Source organism: Brucella sp. (genome assembly GCF_032066345.1).
Lineage (GTDB): Bacteria > Pseudomonadota > Alphaproteobacteria > Rhizobiales > Rhizobiaceae > Brucella > Brucella pseudogrignonensis.
The window spans coordinates 86641-101985 of the sequence record NZ_DAMBKZ010000012.1; the positions used below are offsets into that span (position 1 = coordinate 86641).

Genomic DNA, 15345 nt, shown 5'->3' on the forward strand with positions numbered 1-15345 from the left:
TCTAAGCCGTTATTAGATCGCACATCGGCAAGCGGAGATACAATGAGCGTGTCCAGCAAAAGTGAGACTAAAAAATCGGGTGGCTTTGGCGAAACCATCAGCGTTATCGTGCAAGCACTGTTGCTGGCGCTGGTTATCCGTAGCCTGCTTTTCCAACCATTCAGTATTCCATCCGGCTCCATGCGCCCCACTTTGCTGGAAGGTGATTATCTGTTTGTGTCGAAATATGCCTACGGTTATTCGCGCTATTCGCTGCCTTTTGGTCTCGACCTTTTCTCAGGTCGTATCTGGGCCGCTGAGCCAAAACGTGGTGACGTTGTCGTCTTCAAGCTGCCAAGTGATACGAATGTCGATTACATCAAACGTGTGATCGGTCTGCCAGGTGATCGTGTGCAGATGCGAGGTGGTGTGCTTTACATCAACGATGTTGCGGTAAAGCGCGAACGCGTTGGCACCATCGATAATCCCGACGTGACGGAGGTCAATCGCCCGGTTGAAGTCTATCGCGAAACGCTGCCAAACGGTGTGACCTACGACACGCTTGATCTGGCGCCAAATTCCATTGGCGACGATACGCGCGTATTTGAGGTGCCAGCTGGCCATTATTTCATGATGGGTGACAACCGCGATAACTCGCTCGATAGCCGCTTTGGCGTCGGCTATGTGCCTTTTGAAAACCTTGTCGGTCGTGCAAACATCATCTTTTTTTCAATCGCCGATAAGTCAAGCCCGCTTGAAATCTGGAAATGGCCGTCTGATGTTCGTTTCAGCCGACTTATTTCATGGGTAAGTGGCGAGCCGCATACAGCTGTAACCGGAAACTAAAATGGTCTCCGCGAATAAAGCAGCAGAAATTCTGGAGGCGCGCACAGGATACCGTTTTCAAAATCTGAAACGGCTTGAACGTGCGCTCACCCATTCAAGTGTCCAGGCACCATCCCGTGCTAATTATGAACGCCTTGAGTTTCTTGGCGACCGCGTGCTTGGTCTCGTGGTTGCCCAAATGCTTTTTGAAGCATTTCCAGAGGCTCCAGAAGGCGAATTGTCGGTGCGCCTCAATGCGCTGGTCAATGCGGAAACCTGTGCCGCGATTGCGGACGAAATCGGGCTTGCCGATCTCATCCACACAGGTTCCGACATTAAATCGCTCAATGATAAGCGCTTGTTGAATGTGCGAGCGGATGTTGTCGAAGCACTGATCGCCACGATGTATCTTGATGGAGGGCTGGAGGCTGCGCGCGGCTTCATAAAGCGCTACTGGCAGGAGCGTTCGCTTGAGACCGGAGCAGCTCGCCGTGATGCCAAGACTGAGTTGCAGGAATGGGCGCATCAGCAAGGCAATGTACATCCATCTTACAGCATTTTGAGCCGCAGTGGGCCGGACCACGACCCGCTTTTCACCGTTGAAGTGACAGTGAAAGGATTTGCACCCGAAACGGGTGAAGGTAGATCCAAGCGGATTGCTGAGCAAAGCGCTGCAGAAGCGATGCTTTATAGGGAATCTGTCTGGAAACGCGACACTTCCGGCTAATGCGGAAATCTGCATTCTTTTAAGCGAAATTCGGCTATAATCGGATCAACAGCGACAGTGGTGGGCTTGTCGCATAGGGCAGATTGGTTTTGGGCGAGGAGCCAATCTCTGCCATCAATTTGAAATCGAGCAATTCCAGCGAAAGTGGGGACGGGACCGCGTCGGGAATTGCGCAAAACAAAATTGGAGTGCTTCCCACTTCTTGTGAAATGGGTTGCTCCTAAAAGGATAAGCAATGAATAATCCGACGACGCCGACTTCCGGCGAAATTGAAACCGGGCAGACACGTTCTGGCTTTGTAGCGCTGATTGGGGCGCCAAACGCCGGAAAGTCCACGCTGGTTAACCAGTTGGTGGGAACCAAGGTTTCAATCGTCACGCATAAGGTACAGACCACGCGCGCGCTGGTTCGTGGTATCTTCATCGAGAACAATGCGCAGATCGTACTTGTCGATACACCCGGTATTTTCCGTCCAAAGCGCAGGCTGGACCGTGCGATGGTCACGACCGCATGGGGCGGCGCGAAAGATGCCGACATCATCCTCGTTCTGCTGGATGCACAGGGTGGTCTCAACGAGAATGCAGAAGCGCTTCTGGAAAGCATGAAAAACGTGCGCCAGAAGAAGGTGCTGGTGCTCAACAAAGTTGATCGCGTTGATCCCCCGGTTCTGCTGGATCTGGCAAAGAAGGCCAATGAGCTTGTAACCTTCGATCAGACTTTCATGATCTCTGCGCTGAACGGTTCGGGCTGTAAGGATCTCGCAAAGTTCCTGGCGGAAACCGTTCCAAATGGCCCTTGGTATTATCCGGAAGATCAGATTTCCGACATGCCGATGCGCCAGCTTGCAGCGGAAATCACCCGTGAAAAGCTGTATCTGCGCCTGCATGAAGAACTGCCTTATTCCTCGACGGTAGAAACCGAGCGCTGGGAAGAGCGTAAGGACGGCTCGGTACGTATCGAGCAGGTCATTTATGTCGAGCGCGAAAGCCAGAAGAAGATCGTACTTGGCCATAAGGGCGAAACGATCAAGGCTATCGGTCAGGCTGCGCGTAAAGAGATCAGCGAAATTCTTGAACAGAACGCGCATCTCTTTCTGTTTGTAAAAGTTCGCGAAAACTGGGGCAACGATCCTGAGCGTTATCGTGAAATGGGTCTGGACTTCCCGACTTAAGGTATATCTGGCTGCTCCATGGAATGGCGCGATGAAGGCATAGTTCTCGGCACACGACGACATGGCGAAACAAGCGCCATTGTCGAAGTGATGACCCGTGAACATGGGCGTCATATGGGCATGGTACGCGGCGGGCGCTCCCGCCGCATGCAGCCTCTTCTTCAGCCGGGCAATCATGTCGATCTATCATGGTGGGCAAGGCTTGATGAGCATATGGGCAGCTTTACCATTGAGCCGCTTGGCTTTGCGGCGGCGCGGCTCATTGAAACGCCTGTGGCGCTTTATGGTATTCAGCTTGCTGCCGCCCATCTGCGCTTATTGCCAGAGCGTGATTCCCATCGTGGCTTATACGAAACGCTCCGCCTCATTATCGAGCATTTTGACGACCCGCTCGCCTCAGGTGAACTATTGCTTCGGTTTGAAGTGATGATGCTTGAAGAACTCGGCTTTGGCCTGGACCTCAAAGAATGTGCAGCAACAGGTGTCCGTGAAAACCTGATCTATGTATCGCCCAAGTCAGGACGTGCGGTCTGCGGCGATGCCGGTGCTCCTTGGGCCGATAAGATGTTGCCGTTGCCTGCTTTCGTCAACAGCACATCAGTGCGTCCATCCTGCTATGACGACCTCAATGATGCATTCAGAATGACGGGCTTCTTCTTTTTGCGGCATGTTTGGGAACCGCGCGCGCAAACGCCTCCCGATGCACGCGGGGGCTTTCTGAATGCGGTATCGCGAAGCATCAACCTGCAACAGGTAAGCTAAAGACTTCGCCCTCAAAAGTATCTTTTCCGCGCCGGATTGCCTTGATCGCTTCAATCATGCGACCGTTTCTTGCCAATATCTGATCCGCAAGCGCGATGAGTCGAATATTCGGGGTAGCTGATGGTGAAAGCTGTCGCAGCTTTTGCGCGAGAGCTACTTCATCCAGTGCCGGATTGAGCGCAAGAGCTATAATGTAAGCGCTTGCGGTAGAGCGTGATACGCCCGCATAGCAGTGAATGAGCATTGGCCTGGAGCGACCCCAATCCCGTGCGAAGGCCAGTATCTGGTGAACATGACTATCGTCAGGCATGACCAGCCCTTCGCGCGGCTCAACGATATCGTTGAAAGTAAGGCTAAGCCGCGTGGCAGCGCTCGGCATTGATGGAAGATCGCTGCTGCTCAATGACAAGATATGACTTGGGCGATGCAGCGCTATTTGAGCTTCAAGCCTCGAAAGCGGGCTGACCACAATATGCGTCATGGCTTATTTTTTTCGCGCCTGTTCCAATGTTGCAAAGCGCGCCAGAAAATCATTTTGAACGCTTTGTGTCGGACGGGGCGTCAGGTCTAGCCCTGACGGATCGAAACTGCGCGGACGGCCAAAATATTTGGTCGCTTCTGTTTCGCTGAACCCGGCAAGTCGTGTTGCCTCAAAAAAAGCTGCGACCTGATCGGCACGCTTGATCAGTTTTTTTAGAGACACGGAAATGGAAGCTGGCAGCGAAAACCGAACGTGAACTGCACTCTCAAGACGTGCTTCGATCAGTTTGTAATTCCCGCCCATCACAGCTTTGAAGGGCGAAATCATGTCGCCAATGACATATTCAGGCGCATCGTGCAGGAGCGTCAACATTTGCCATTCGATGCTCGCATCAGGCACAAGCCGGTTGAAAATCTGTTCAACCAGCAGCGAGTGCTGGGCAACCGAATAGGCGTGTTCGCCGACGGTCTGCCCATTCCAGCGGGCGACACGCGCAAGACCATGCGCGATGTCTTCAATCTCTACATCAAGGGGCGACGGATCAAGAAGATCCAGTCTGCGGCCTGACAACATGCGCTGCCAGGCGCGATCTTTGCCCGATGACCGGTCAGCGGCTGCCATCAGGCTTTGTCCGCATCGGCAGTTGGAAATGTGAAGCGTACATGCGGGGGAAGGGCGAGCGTAATTTCGATCTCACCAGCCAGAATCGGTGTGCCGGAATCAAGCGCATCCTTCACCCGGTCAATGCGCACAAGCGCCAGACCGAGTTTGCCGGACGAACTGCCAAGGGTTCCGATATCGCGTCCACCGACCGTAACCGACGTACCCATTGCTGGCAGGGGTGCATCAGATTTTGCTACGAGGACGCGTCGACGCGGCGTGCCCCGGTGATGCATACGCGAGACGACTTCCTGCCCGATGAAGCAGCCTTTCGGGAAAGTCACGCCGCCAGTCTGATCGAAATTAATGTCGTGCGGAAACACATCATTATAGGCGAAATCGGCTTCACCTTCGGCAATGCCATATTCAGCGCGAAGAGCTATCCATGCACTTTCATCGCTGATTTTACCGGCCTGTCCGTAAATGCGAATAACATTCAGCTCTTCAGGGAACCGGGTATCGCGCTTAATTGAATCGCTTTCTGAGGAAGCGGAATCGTTCTGCCAGCAAACACTCACAAGTGATTCTGGCAATTGGCTAATTTCGGCTTTGGCGCGCAGACGATAGAGGGTCATCCGCTTAGCAAAATCAGCTGCAATGCCAGCAGGCATGTCGAATCGCAGCCCGTCTTCAATGCGCGACACAAGGAAGTCGAACATGATCTTGCCCTGCGGTGCCAACAGCGCGCCGGGTTTCAGCTCATCGGCGCCAAGCTTGTCGAGATTGGTTGTGATCACGGCCTGCACGAATTTTTCCGCGTCTTCGCCTGTAATGTGAACCAGTGCTCTGTTGGAAAGATTGATCGTTTCCGCTACCGTCGCCATCGCTTCTTCCTTGCCTTTATAACCATCGTTACGTAAGCCGCATTGAAAAGGCTCGCAAGTCCCATTCAGCCAGCAGGAGACAACAATGGCCCAAACGTTCGACACAATCCTGAAAGGTGCAACCATCGTCAATCACGACGGTATAGGTCAGCGGGACATTGGTATTCGTAACGGGCGCATCGAGGCGATTGGCTCGCTTGCAGCAGGTTCTGCCGGTGAAGTCATCGATTGTACCGGTCTGCATATTTTGCCCGGCGTTGTTGACAGTCAGGTGCATTTTCGTGAGCCGGGGCTGGAGCACAAGGAAGATCTGGAAACAGGTTCGCTTGCTGCGGTTCTGGGTGGTGTGACATCGGTTTTCGAAATGCCGAACACCAAACCACTGACGACTTCCGCTGAAACGCTTGAGGACAAGATTCGCCGTGGCCGTCATCGTATGCATTGCGATTTTGCCTTCTGGGTCGGCGGAACGCGGGACAATGCAAAAGACGTTGCCGAGCTTGAGCGCCTGCCAGGTGCGGCAGGCATCAAGGTGTTCATGGGATCTTCGACAGGCAATCTGCTGGTTGAGGACGATGAAGGCGTCCGTTCGATCCTGAAAAATGCGCGTCGCCGCGCCGCCTTCCATTCGGAAGACGAATTCCGCCTTAAGGAGCGCGAAAATCTCCGTGTTGAAGGCGATCCATCGAGCCATCCCGTCTGGCGCGATGTTACCACTGCGCTGCAATGCACCGAACGCCTTGTCGGTATCGCCCGCGAAACCGGTGCACGTATTCACGTCCTGCATATCTCTACAGCCGAAGAAATAGATTTCCTTCAAGGCCACAAGGATGTGGCAACCTGTGAAGCCACTCCGCATCACCTTACGTTGTCGGCGGATGAATATGCGACGCTTGGCAATCTTATCCAGATGAACCCGCCGGTGCGTGAAAAGCGCCATCGCGATGGTGTTTGGAAGGGCGTTGATCAGGGCATTATCGATGTACTCGGCTCCGACCATGCACCACATACGCTGGAAGAAAAGCAGAAGTCTTACCCGGCTTCGCCGTCTGGAATGACCGGCGTTCAGACGCTGGTGCCAATCATGCTCGATCACGTCAATGCGGGTAAGCTTTCGCTGGAGCGCTTTGTCGATCTGTCGAGCCACGGCCCCAACCGCATTTTCGGTATGGCTCGCAAAGGTCGCATTGCTGTTGGCTATGATGCCGATCTCACCATCGTCGATATGAAACGCCGCGAAACGATCACGCATGAACAGGCTGGCTCAAAGGCTGGCTGGACGCCTTATCATGGCAAGACTGTTACTGGCTGGCCGGTTGGTACTTTCGTGCGCGGTATCAAAGTCATGTGGGAAGCGGAAATCGTTAATCCCAACAAGGGCGAGCCAGTCGAGTTTTTGGAAGCTTTGCCTCGCCACTAATGGCTCAACGATTGGCGTGATCTGTCCCATCTTTGTCCGAAGTTAATCTTTCGGCCTGGATTGTCGGGATTATTGTGTTCTTGTATAAATTTACAAGGAGCACAAAATGTCCGCCAACGACACAGCCTTGCTGGTTATCGATGTTCAGGAATCTTTTCGGCATCGACCTTACTATCGAGAAGAAGAGGTTGCCGCTTACATTGAGCGGCAGCAGGCTTTGATTGACGGTGCCAAGCGCAAAGGGATTCCGGTCGTGCAAATCTTTCATGTTGAGAATGAGGGACCGTTTTCGGAGGCATCAGGTCTTGTGAAGGCGCTTGCACCGATCAGGATCGAACCGGATGCCGTTTTCCGTAAGCGTCGCCATAGCGCATTGGTGGGCTCGGGTCTCGATGTCTGGCTGATTTCTAACAACATCAAACGGGTTATCGTTTCAGGTATCCGCACCGAGCAGTGCTGCGAGACCACCACGCGTCATGCATCTGACCTTGGCTTTGATGTCGATTATGTCGGCGAAGCCACGCTGACTTTCCCCATGACTGACATAAGTGGTCACGTGTGGAGTGCTGCGGAAATTCGCGCGCGTACCGAGCTGGTACTTGCGGATCGCTTTGCAAGGATAGCAACGGTGGAACAGGCTCTTGCAGGCAGCGCAGAACGGAAAGCTGCATGAACCAAACCGCCGACAGCCATAAAACTGTCCGGGTCTTTGTCGTCGTCCCGCCGCGCACGCTTTTGCTTGACGTGGCGGGGCCGATGGAGGTTTTGCGCAAGGCTAATCTGGAGCAAAATAGGGTGCAGTTTGAAGTGACGTTTATCGGGCCTTCCGAAACGACGCTCAGCTCCATCGGTCTCACGCTTGCCAATATTGAGCCTCTACCCGATCACCTGCCAGATGATGCGCTTGTGGTGATATCCGGCTCAGCTGACATTCCGCTTGGGATTGCTGTCGTTAATCGCGACGAAGATGCAGCGCTTGAAACGCAAATCGTGAGCTGGATGCGTCGTACAATCCGTCCGGGTATCAAATTGGTTTCAATCTGCTCTGGTGCACTTCTAGCAGCACGCGCGGGTTTGCTTGAGGGGTATGACTGCACCACGCATCATATGGCGATTGATGAGCTGCATCGACTCGCACCGACCGCGCATGTTCTGCAAAACCGTTTGTTTGTGGAGGATCGCGACAGGCTGACCAGTGCGGGCATTACTGCCGGTATTGATCTAATGCTGCATATTCTGGCCGAGATGGCAGGGCATGCACTGGCTCTATCAGTGGCGCGTTATCTTGTTGTTTATCTGCGTCGCAGCGGTGGCGATCCGCAGCTTTCGCCATGGCTTGAAGGCCGCAATCACATGCATCCTGTGGTGCATCGTGCGCAGGATGCTGTGGCTGCAAATCCGGCTGAAAACTGGTCTGTCGAGAAACTCGCTGAAGCCAGCGGGGCAAGCCCGCGCAATCTTTCACGCCTGTTCAATGAACATGCAGGCATGAGCGTGATCGATTATGCCAATCGGCTGAAAATAAGCCTTGCTCGCGAGATGCTGCTGAATTCGGCTCTCGATATGGAGAATATTGCCGAGCGAGCAGGGTTCGCGTCAGCAAGACAGTTCCGCAGAGTGTGGGAGCGGATATACGATACGCCGCCTAGTCGTATGCGGGCATTTGCGACAGATAACTCTGCCTACTGAAGAACACGATCCTGCAGGAAGGTGCCTGCAATAATCTGCTCGCGCATCTTCTCGATAAGTTCGAGCGCGCTGTCTTCGCCCGTTGAACGCATAAGTTCTGTCAGGGCTGTAGTGAAAGCAGCTTCCGCCAGAATTTCCGGCTCAATTCCTTCGGAAATGCCGTCTGCCCAGGCTTCATTCTGGTATTCAATCGCAACAAGCTTCTTTTCGCGGGCGATCATCTCGTCCAGATCTGCTGGCATATATTCCATAGACTTCATCCCGGCTTGCGCCCTTCTTGCTGTATCAGCTGATTTCTCACCATTGGGAGCACGATCACCTGCAGCCTGACTGTCACGTTTAAGACAGTGTTAACAGATTAAAGCGGATTTGAATGAGGCAATTTCTGCCCTTCCGCACAAGACTGAATAATTGGTTAATTCCCATAGCGCGAGATAAGCTCGTTCGACAAGCTTTCTCCTTCCTTCATGTAGCGATCAATCGCCGCAAGAGCCGAGGGCGTGCAACGAACATAATTGTCGCTGAAAACGCGGTATCCATGGTTGAAGCTTGAAACAAGACGTACTCGCTCGGCTTCATCAGGTTTTTCGGCGGCAATAATGGCATCCATGCGCTCACGCCATTCGTTGCTGGTTTCTCCGCAAAGGTTGCGCAGATAGTGAAGCGAGCCAAGCACTTCCGCAATTCTGAGCATTTTGCCCTCATAAGGAGCATCCTGGGCAGAAAGGGCCGGGTACAGAATGCCCAGCCAGAATGCTATGACCAATATGGAAAGCCGTTTTTCCTGCAATATACGCCCCTCTGAAGAAAGAAATTCCTGAATGAGAAACGGGGCCACTTCAAGGCGATACGGAATGCGCGCCTGAAGCATCCTCAATTCTGAGCATTTTGCCTTCATAAGGAGCATCCTGGGCAGAAAGGGCCGGGGACAGGATGCCCAGCCAGAATGCTATGACCAATATGGAAAGCCGTTTTTCCTGCAATATACGCCCCTCTGAAGAAAGAAATTCCTGAATGAGAAACGGGGCCACTTCAAGGCGATACGGAATGCGCGCCTGAAGCATCCTCGATTTCAGCGATGGAGCGCGCCACATCCAGCGTACTATCCGTCACATTTGCATGGGCCATTTCTTCGATGCTCAGCCAGTGTATTGCGGCTGCATCGTCACCAGCCTGTTCCTCACCTGAAACGTCAAACGCACGATAAACTGACAGGAAGTAGCTCTTTGAATAGGCCTTGCCTTCGAGTGCCAGATCAACTGTGATAACATGTCGGAGAGAGTCCGCATCCAGCGCAGTTTCTTCTTTCAGTTCTCGAATGGCAGCTTCTTCCGGCGTTTCCCCAGCTTCGATACTTCCACCCGGAAAAGCCAGCCAGCCTTTCCATGGTTCCTTGCCGCGTTCGACCAGCAAAAAGCGGCCATCACGGCGACATATGAGAGAAACACCGTGTATCTGAACGGGGGCAGGGATGACGGGAACTGTAACCATGCACAAGCTATGATGCGGCAAACCGCTTTTGGCAACAGCAAAGCCCGCTTGACGATTAACTCAAAAATCTGAACATGGCCGTTATGTGTGGACGTTTTTCTCTGACTGCCAGCCGCGAAGAAGTTGAAGCCCTGCTCGGTGCAATGATCGAGGAGGATTTTCCTCCGCGCTACAATATTGCACCAACGCAGCCGATACTCTCTATTCTGGCAGGCGAAACGCCGCCTCCGGGAAGCAACAGGCCCGACCGTATCGGGATGTTGGTGCGCTGGGGGTTTGTGCCGTCATGGGTCAAGGATCCCAACGACTGGAATCTTGTCTTCAATATTCGTTCTGAAACGGCAGCCGAGAAAAATTCTTTCCGTGCGGCACTCAATCATCGGCGTGCGCTGATTCCCGCTTCCGGCTTTTACGAATGGCGGCGCGAGGGAAAGAACAAAGCGCAGGCTTATTGGATCAGGCCACGCAACGGCGGTATCGTGGCTTTTGGTGCGCTCGTTGAAACATGGAGCAGCGCTGACGGCTCGCAAATCGATACAGCGGGTATTCTGACCACAAGTGCAAACGGATTTCTCCGTCCCATCCACGAGCGTATGCCTGTGGTGGTGAAGCCAGAGGATTATGCCCGCTGGCTTAACTGCAAGACCCTGCTTCCGCGAGAGGTGGCCGACATCATGCGGCCAGTTCAGGATGACTTTTTTGAAGCCATTCCGGTGTCGGACAAGGTCAACAAAGTTGCCAATACCTCTCCTGACGTTCAGGCGAGAGTAGAGGAAAATCTTGTGGCGCCATCACTGGATCAGGCCAAAAGAAAGAAAAAGCCTGGGCCGGGTGATGAGCCCGACGGTCAGCTTTCCATGTTCTGACGAGCCGGACGCTGACGACGCGATGAAGCGGATCAGCCTGTCTTTTTGACTGCCAGAATTGAGCGGCGCGTATTGTCGTTGCGACCTTTGCTTTCGCGATTGGTCTTGCTCATCAACGCTGCAACCAGCACAGCCGGTCCGATTTCGCGGTACTGGTCAATGAGCTTGTCTTGTCGTGGTTGCAGTTCATTTTTAGGCATTGGTCCATCCTCTTCCAAATTACACTCACCATTTTGTGATTGATTGGGACGGAATGAAGGCTGTTTAGAGCCGGTTTTGAGGAATTCCGGTTAACATCAACGGGATAAGGATGAAGGGGGAGTGGGGTTGCCGAAATGCAACAGCGATTTTGACGAGGCCGGCTTCATATAAGCCTGTCAGGCACTCCAGCTTCAGCAGTCTGAGGGAAATACTTTATTTCTATTGAACTTTTTCAAAAGCTCTTGACGTGATTGAGGTCGAGAGAGATAAGTAGCGTCATGAAAACGCCGACCACGATCATTTGTACTGGTTCGATTATTATTGGCTAGCAGCTTGCTGGCCCGGCCGTTTTCGTCTCCCCTACCATGAAACAGGATGATAACGCCCCGGCCAGACGGCTGCGGTCTTTCGTGCCCGTATTTTCAGGTCCTTTGGGGAAATAAAATGGCTGATGCGCCGCAACTACGCCTATACAATACTGCCACTCGCACGAAGGAGGATTTCACCCCCATCGATGCAAATAATGTGCGCATGTATGTCTGCGGACCGACCGTTTATGACTTCGCCCATATCGGCAACGCACGTCCGGTTATCGTCTTTGACGTTCTTTTCCGCCTGCTGCGCCATTTCTATGGCACGGAAAAAGTCACTTATGCGCGTAACATCACCGATGTTGACGACAAGATCAACGCGCGTGCTGCTACTGAATATCCCAACCTTCCGCTCAATGAAGCAATCCGCCGGGTGACCGAAGGCACAAACAACCAGTTTCAAGCTGATATCAAGGCTCTGGCAAATCTGGAGCCGTCGAGCCAGCCGCGTGCAACCGAGCATCTCGACGACATGCGTAATATTATTGAGAAGCTGATCGAGCGCGGCGTTGCCTATGTTGCAGATGAGCATGTGCTGTTTTCCCCGTCAGCGATGAACGCTTTGGGTGGGGCACGCTATGGCGCGCTTTCCCACCGTCCATTCGATGAGATGCTGGCTGGCGCTCGCGTCGATGTTGCATCCTATAAGCGCGATGAAATGGATTTTGTGCTGTGGAAGCCATCGCGCAATGGTGAACCGGGTTGGCCTTCACCGGCAGGTATTGCAACGCTTGGTCGTCCCGGCTGGCATATCGAGTGCTCGGCCATGTCTATGGCCAAGCTGCTGGCGCCTTTTGGCGGCGGTTTGAAGTGCGATGATCCGTATAAGAACCAGTTCGACATTCATGGCGGTGGCATCGATCTGGTGTTCCCGCATCATGAAAACGAGCTTGCGCAATCATGCTGCGCATTCGGAACTGAGCGTATGGCCAACATCTGGATGCATAATGGATTCCTTCAGGTTGAAGGGCAGAAGATGTCGAAGTCGCTTGGCAACTTCATAACCATTCGCGATGTGCTGAACGATGGTTTGCCGCAGCTTGGTGTCTGGGATGACAAGGATGCTCGCGATCGCTGGGTCGGTCTGGCTGCTCGTCTTTCTATGCTGCAAACGCATTACCGCGAGCCGATCAACTGGACGGCGCAGCGTCTAGCAGAATCTGCCGAAGAGCTGCATCGGTGGTATGGTTTGTTGCGCGATGCAGACTTTGCTGCGCCTTCTGCACTTTCCGTTGTTGAAGAAGTCGCTGACGCATTGTCGGACGATCTCAACACCTGGTCTGCTATCACGGCTCTACGCAAAGCATTCAAGGCCAAGGACGTTGCAGCTTTGGGCGAGGGCATGGCGCTATTAGGCTTGCTCGACCCTTACTTTGTGACTGCACAGGATGTGCCAGTATTTGCAAAGGCAGATGTTGATACAGCTGCAATCGATGCATTGATTGCCGAGCGCCTGAATTTCATAGCTGGCAAGAACTGGGCAGAAGCAGATCGTATCCGCGATGAACTTCTGGCGCAGGGCGTGCAGTTGAAGGACGGCAAACATCCTGACACCGGCGAACGCATCACGACATGGGAAGTGGTAAGCTGACGATCGTTTAGTTTCTGGGAGGAAGCCATGACGCTTGATAATAAGCTGCTCTATAGCGGGGGATGCCAGTGTGGTGCGGTGCGCTTTCATGTCGAGGGCGTACTTGGTTCAGCATCTATCTGTCATTGCCGCATGTGTCAGAAAGCCTTTGGCAATTTCTATGCTCCGCTGGTCTCGGTGGGTGAAGCAAAACTCATCTGGACCCGTAACGAACCGAAGCGTTTTCAGTCGTCGAATCACGTCAAGCGTGGGTTCTGTGCTGAATGCGGAACTCCGCTGACTTACGAGGCGCCGGATGGTGTGGCGCTTTCCATAGGCGCTTTCGATGCACCAGAAGAGATTGAACCCACAATTCAATGGGGTGTCGAAGTCAAGCTTCCCTATGTCGATGACCTCGCAAAACTGCCCGGTTTCGAGACCGAACGAGATCCGGAAAGTATCGAGTTTGTGAGAACCATGGTGTCCTACCAGCACCCCGACCACGATACTGAGAACTGAAAAGCCATAAATTATAACGGCATACACCCACCGACAGGCAGGCAAAATGGCACGCGAACGGATCTATATCTACGACACGACCTTGCGGGACGGACAGCAGACTCCCGGCATTGACTTCTCTGTCGAAGACAAAAAAGCGATTGTCATTCTGCTTGAAGAACTGGGTGTCGATTATGTGGAAGGCGGCTATCCGGGTGCAAATCCAACGGATACGGCCTTCTTCAAAAAGCGACAGACCTCACGGGCCAAGTTTGCAGCTTTTGGCATGACCAAGCGTGCAGGCGTTTCGGTATCGAATGATCCGGGATTGACTGCACTTCTGCAGGCTTCAAGCGATGCAGTCTGTTTCGTTGCCAAAAGCTGGGATTACCATGTGCGGATCGCTCTCGGTTGCACCAATGAGGAAAATCTGGAATCGATTACTGCATCGGTGACAGCTGTTCGTATGGCTGGTCGTGAGGCGCTGGTTGATTGCGAGCATTTCTTCGATGGATACAAAGCCAACCCTGAATATGCATTGTCTTGTGCGAAGGCTGCCTATGAGGCAGGCGCTCGTTGGGTCGTGCTTTGCGATACCAATGGCGGGACACAGCCGTCGGAAGTGGCTGAAATCATCAATGCGGTCAAAGCTGTTGTTCCGGGTGAAAGCCTTGGCATCCACGCACATAATGATACCGAACAGGCAGTCGCCGTTTCGCTTGCCGCAATCGATGCAGGTGTGCGGCATGTGCAGGGAACACTGAATGGGATCGGTGAGCGTTGCGGTAATGCGAACCTCGTCTCTCTTATTCCGACACTGGCATTGAAGCCTTATTGGGCTGATCGCTTTGAACTTGGTGTCAAGCCTGATGCGCTGAAAGCAATCACCCGCATTTCACGCGCCTTCGATGATATTCTGAATCGTGCGCCGACCGAGCAGGCGCCCTATACAGGTACGTCCGCCTTTGCGACCAAGGCAGGCATTCATGCCTCAGCACTGCTTAAAGACCCGCAGACTTATGAGCACGTTCCGCCTGAAACCGTTGGCAATCGCCGTCGCGTCATGGTTTCGGATCAGGGTGGTAAGTCGAACTTTATCGCCGAACTGGAGCGTCGCGGCATTCGCGTTGCCAAGGACGATGTGCGACTGGATACGTTGATTGCGCTGGTCAAAGAGCGCGAAGCAGAAGGCTATGCTTATGAAGGTGCTGATGCGAGTTTCGAGCTGTTGGCGAGAGCCATGCTCAACCCGCAGCCAGAATTCTTCAAAGTCGACTCTTTCCGCTGTCTTGTTGAACGTCGGTTCGATGCCAATGGTTCATTGAAAACTGTTTCGGAAGCCGTGGTGAAGGTCGAAGTCGACGGTGAAATGCATATGTCGGTTGCCGAAGGTCATGGTCCGGTCAACGCTCTCGATATTGCGCTCCGCAAGGATCTTGGCCGCTATCAGGATGAAATCGAAGATCTCGAACTGGTGGATTTCAAGGTGCGTATCCTCAATGGTGGTACGGCAGCTATCACCCGCGTTTTGATTGAATCTGGTGATGCTACGGGTGCTCGTTGGCGCACGGTCGGCGTTTCCGACAATATCATCGATGCATCGTTTCAGGCGCTGATGGATTCGGTCAATTATAAATTGATGAAGAACCGTTCTTTAGCTGGTCTGGTGGCGGCTGAATAAGCCGCTTCTTTCACGAAGATTGATGCTTTGATCAGTTTAATTGAATAGATTTTATGGATTGATCGGCGCATAGCAGTCTGACTAACTCGAAAAAGTTCGTAGCTTTTCCGAGCCTACACTTAATTCGGA

Annotated in this window: 18 protein-coding genes; 11 read left to right on the forward strand and 7 right to left on the reverse strand. The window is 53.1% G+C overall.

The window, feature by feature from the left end:
- Positions 1–42: 42 nt before the first annotated feature.
- The 4 genes from lepB (at position 43) to recO (ending at position 3464) form a co-directional block, all read left to right on the forward strand.
- Positions 43–825: a signal peptidase I gene (lepB, locus tag RT142_RS15680; protein WP_007874290.1), complete on the forward strand. Its 783-nt coding sequence runs from the start codon at positions 43–45 to the stop codon at positions 823–825.
- Between the two features lies 1 nt (position 826).
- The gene (rnc, locus tag RT142_RS15685) at positions 827–1531 is read left to right on the forward strand and encodes a ribonuclease III (protein WP_112805052.1); all 705 of its coding nucleotides are present in this window, start codon (positions 827–829) and stop codon (positions 1529–1531) included.
- Positions 1532–1766: 235 nt separating this feature from the next.
- A complete protein-coding gene (gene era, locus RT142_RS15690) occupies positions 1767–2702 on the forward strand; it encodes a GTPase Era (RefSeq protein WP_007874292.1) in 936 nt (311 codons plus the stop codon).
- Between the two features lie 18 nt (positions 2703–2720).
- On the forward strand, positions 2721–3464 hold the full coding sequence (recO, locus tag RT142_RS15695; RefSeq protein WP_064320384.1) for a DNA repair protein RecO: 744 nt from the start codon (positions 2721–2723) through the stop codon (positions 3462–3464).
- On the opposite strand, the gene RT142_RS15700 is transcribed toward recO, so the two are convergent.
- The 3 genes from RT142_RS15700 to RT142_RS15710 are packed head-to-tail and all read right to left on the reverse strand — an operon-like array spanning position 3442 to position 5429.
- Complete coding sequence (locus tag RT142_RS15700) at positions 3442–3945, reverse strand: tyrosine phosphatase family protein (RefSeq protein ID WP_112805050.1); 504 nt, start codon at positions 3943–3945, stop codon at positions 3442–3444. The genes recO and RT142_RS15700 overlap by 23 nt on opposite strands.
- 3 nt (positions 3946–3948) lie before the next feature.
- Positions 3949–4566 carry a YfbR-like 5'-deoxynucleotidase gene (locus tag RT142_RS15705; protein WP_007874295.1) on the reverse strand — a complete coding sequence of 206 codons (618 nt, stop codon included), beginning with the start codon at positions 4564–4566 and terminating at the stop codon, positions 3949–3951.
- On the reverse strand, positions 4566–5429 hold the full coding sequence (locus tag RT142_RS15710) for a YgfZ/GcvT domain-containing protein (RefSeq protein ID WP_112805048.1): 864 nt from the start codon (positions 5427–5429) through the stop codon (positions 4566–4568). The genes RT142_RS15705 and RT142_RS15710 overlap by 1 nt, the downstream gene beginning before the upstream one ends.
- A gap of 85 nt (positions 5430–5514) precedes the next feature.
- On the opposite strand from RT142_RS15710, the gene RT142_RS15715 reads away from it, so the two are divergent.
- From RT142_RS15715 to RT142_RS15725, 3 genes are all read left to right on the forward strand, one after another.
- Entirely contained in the window at positions 5515–6849 is a 1335-nt protein-coding gene (locus RT142_RS15715) for a dihydroorotase (RefSeq protein WP_112805046.1), read from the forward strand.
- Positions 6850–6955: 106 nt separating this feature from the next.
- Positions 6956–7522 (forward strand): isochorismatase family protein, encoded by a 567-nt coding sequence (locus RT142_RS15720; protein ID WP_105518331.1) that lies wholly within the window; start codon positions 6956–6958, stop codon positions 7520–7522.
- Positions 7519–8538, forward strand: coding sequence for a GlxA family transcriptional regulator (locus RT142_RS15725; RefSeq protein ID WP_112805042.1), 1020 nt, complete (start codon positions 7519–7521; stop codon positions 8536–8538). The genes RT142_RS15720 and RT142_RS15725 overlap by 4 nt, the downstream gene beginning before the upstream one ends.
- Here the strand turns inward: RT142_RS15725 and RT142_RS15730 are convergent.
- From RT142_RS15730 to RT142_RS15740, 3 genes are all read right to left on the reverse strand, one after another.
- A complete protein-coding gene (locus tag RT142_RS15730; RefSeq protein WP_171379961.1) occupies positions 8532–8789 on the reverse strand; it encodes a hypothetical protein in 258 nt (85 codons plus the stop codon). The two genes, RT142_RS15725 and RT142_RS15730, sit on opposite strands and share 7 nt — an antisense overlap.
- A 164-nt stretch (positions 8790–8953) precedes the next feature.
- A complete protein-coding gene (locus tag RT142_RS15735; protein WP_084479887.1) occupies positions 8954–9331 on the reverse strand; it encodes a TIGR02301 family protein in 378 nt (125 codons plus the stop codon).
- 239 nt (positions 9332–9570) lie between these two features.
- Positions 9571–10029 (reverse strand): NUDIX hydrolase, encoded by a 459-nt coding sequence (locus RT142_RS15740; protein WP_112805040.1) that lies wholly within the window; start codon positions 10027–10029, stop codon positions 9571–9573.
- 83 nt (positions 10030–10112) lie between these two features.
- Between RT142_RS15740 and RT142_RS15745 the strand changes: the two genes are divergently transcribed.
- Positions 10113–10895, forward strand: coding sequence for an SOS response-associated peptidase (locus RT142_RS15745; protein WP_112805038.1), 783 nt, complete (start codon positions 10113–10115; stop codon positions 10893–10895).
- 32 nt (positions 10896–10927) lie between these two features.
- Here the strand turns inward: RT142_RS15745 and RT142_RS15750 are convergent, their stop codons facing one another.
- On the reverse strand, positions 10928–11095 hold the full coding sequence (locus RT142_RS15750) for a hypothetical protein (protein WP_007874312.1): 168 nt from the start codon (positions 11093–11095) through the stop codon (positions 10928–10930).
- Positions 11096–11540: 445 nt separating this feature from the next.
- On the opposite strand from RT142_RS15750, the gene cysS reads away from it, so the two are divergent.
- From cysS to cimA, 3 genes are read left to right on the forward strand one after another with little or no spacing between them, the layout of a single operon-like run.
- Positions 11541–13058 carry a cysteine--tRNA ligase gene (cysS, locus tag RT142_RS15755; RefSeq protein ID WP_079211702.1) on the forward strand — a complete coding sequence of 506 codons (1518 nt, stop codon included), beginning with the start codon at positions 11541–11543 and terminating at the stop codon, positions 13056–13058.
- Between the two features lie 27 nt (positions 13059–13085).
- A complete protein-coding gene (locus RT142_RS15760; RefSeq protein ID WP_313029851.1) occupies positions 13086–13556 on the forward strand; it encodes a GFA family protein in 471 nt (156 codons plus the stop codon).
- A 46-nt stretch (positions 13557–13602) separates the two neighbouring features.
- Complete coding sequence (gene cimA, locus RT142_RS15765) at positions 13603–15216, forward strand: citramalate synthase (protein WP_313029853.1); 1614 nt, start codon at positions 13603–13605, stop codon at positions 15214–15216.
- Positions 15217–15345 lie beyond the last annotated feature (129 nt).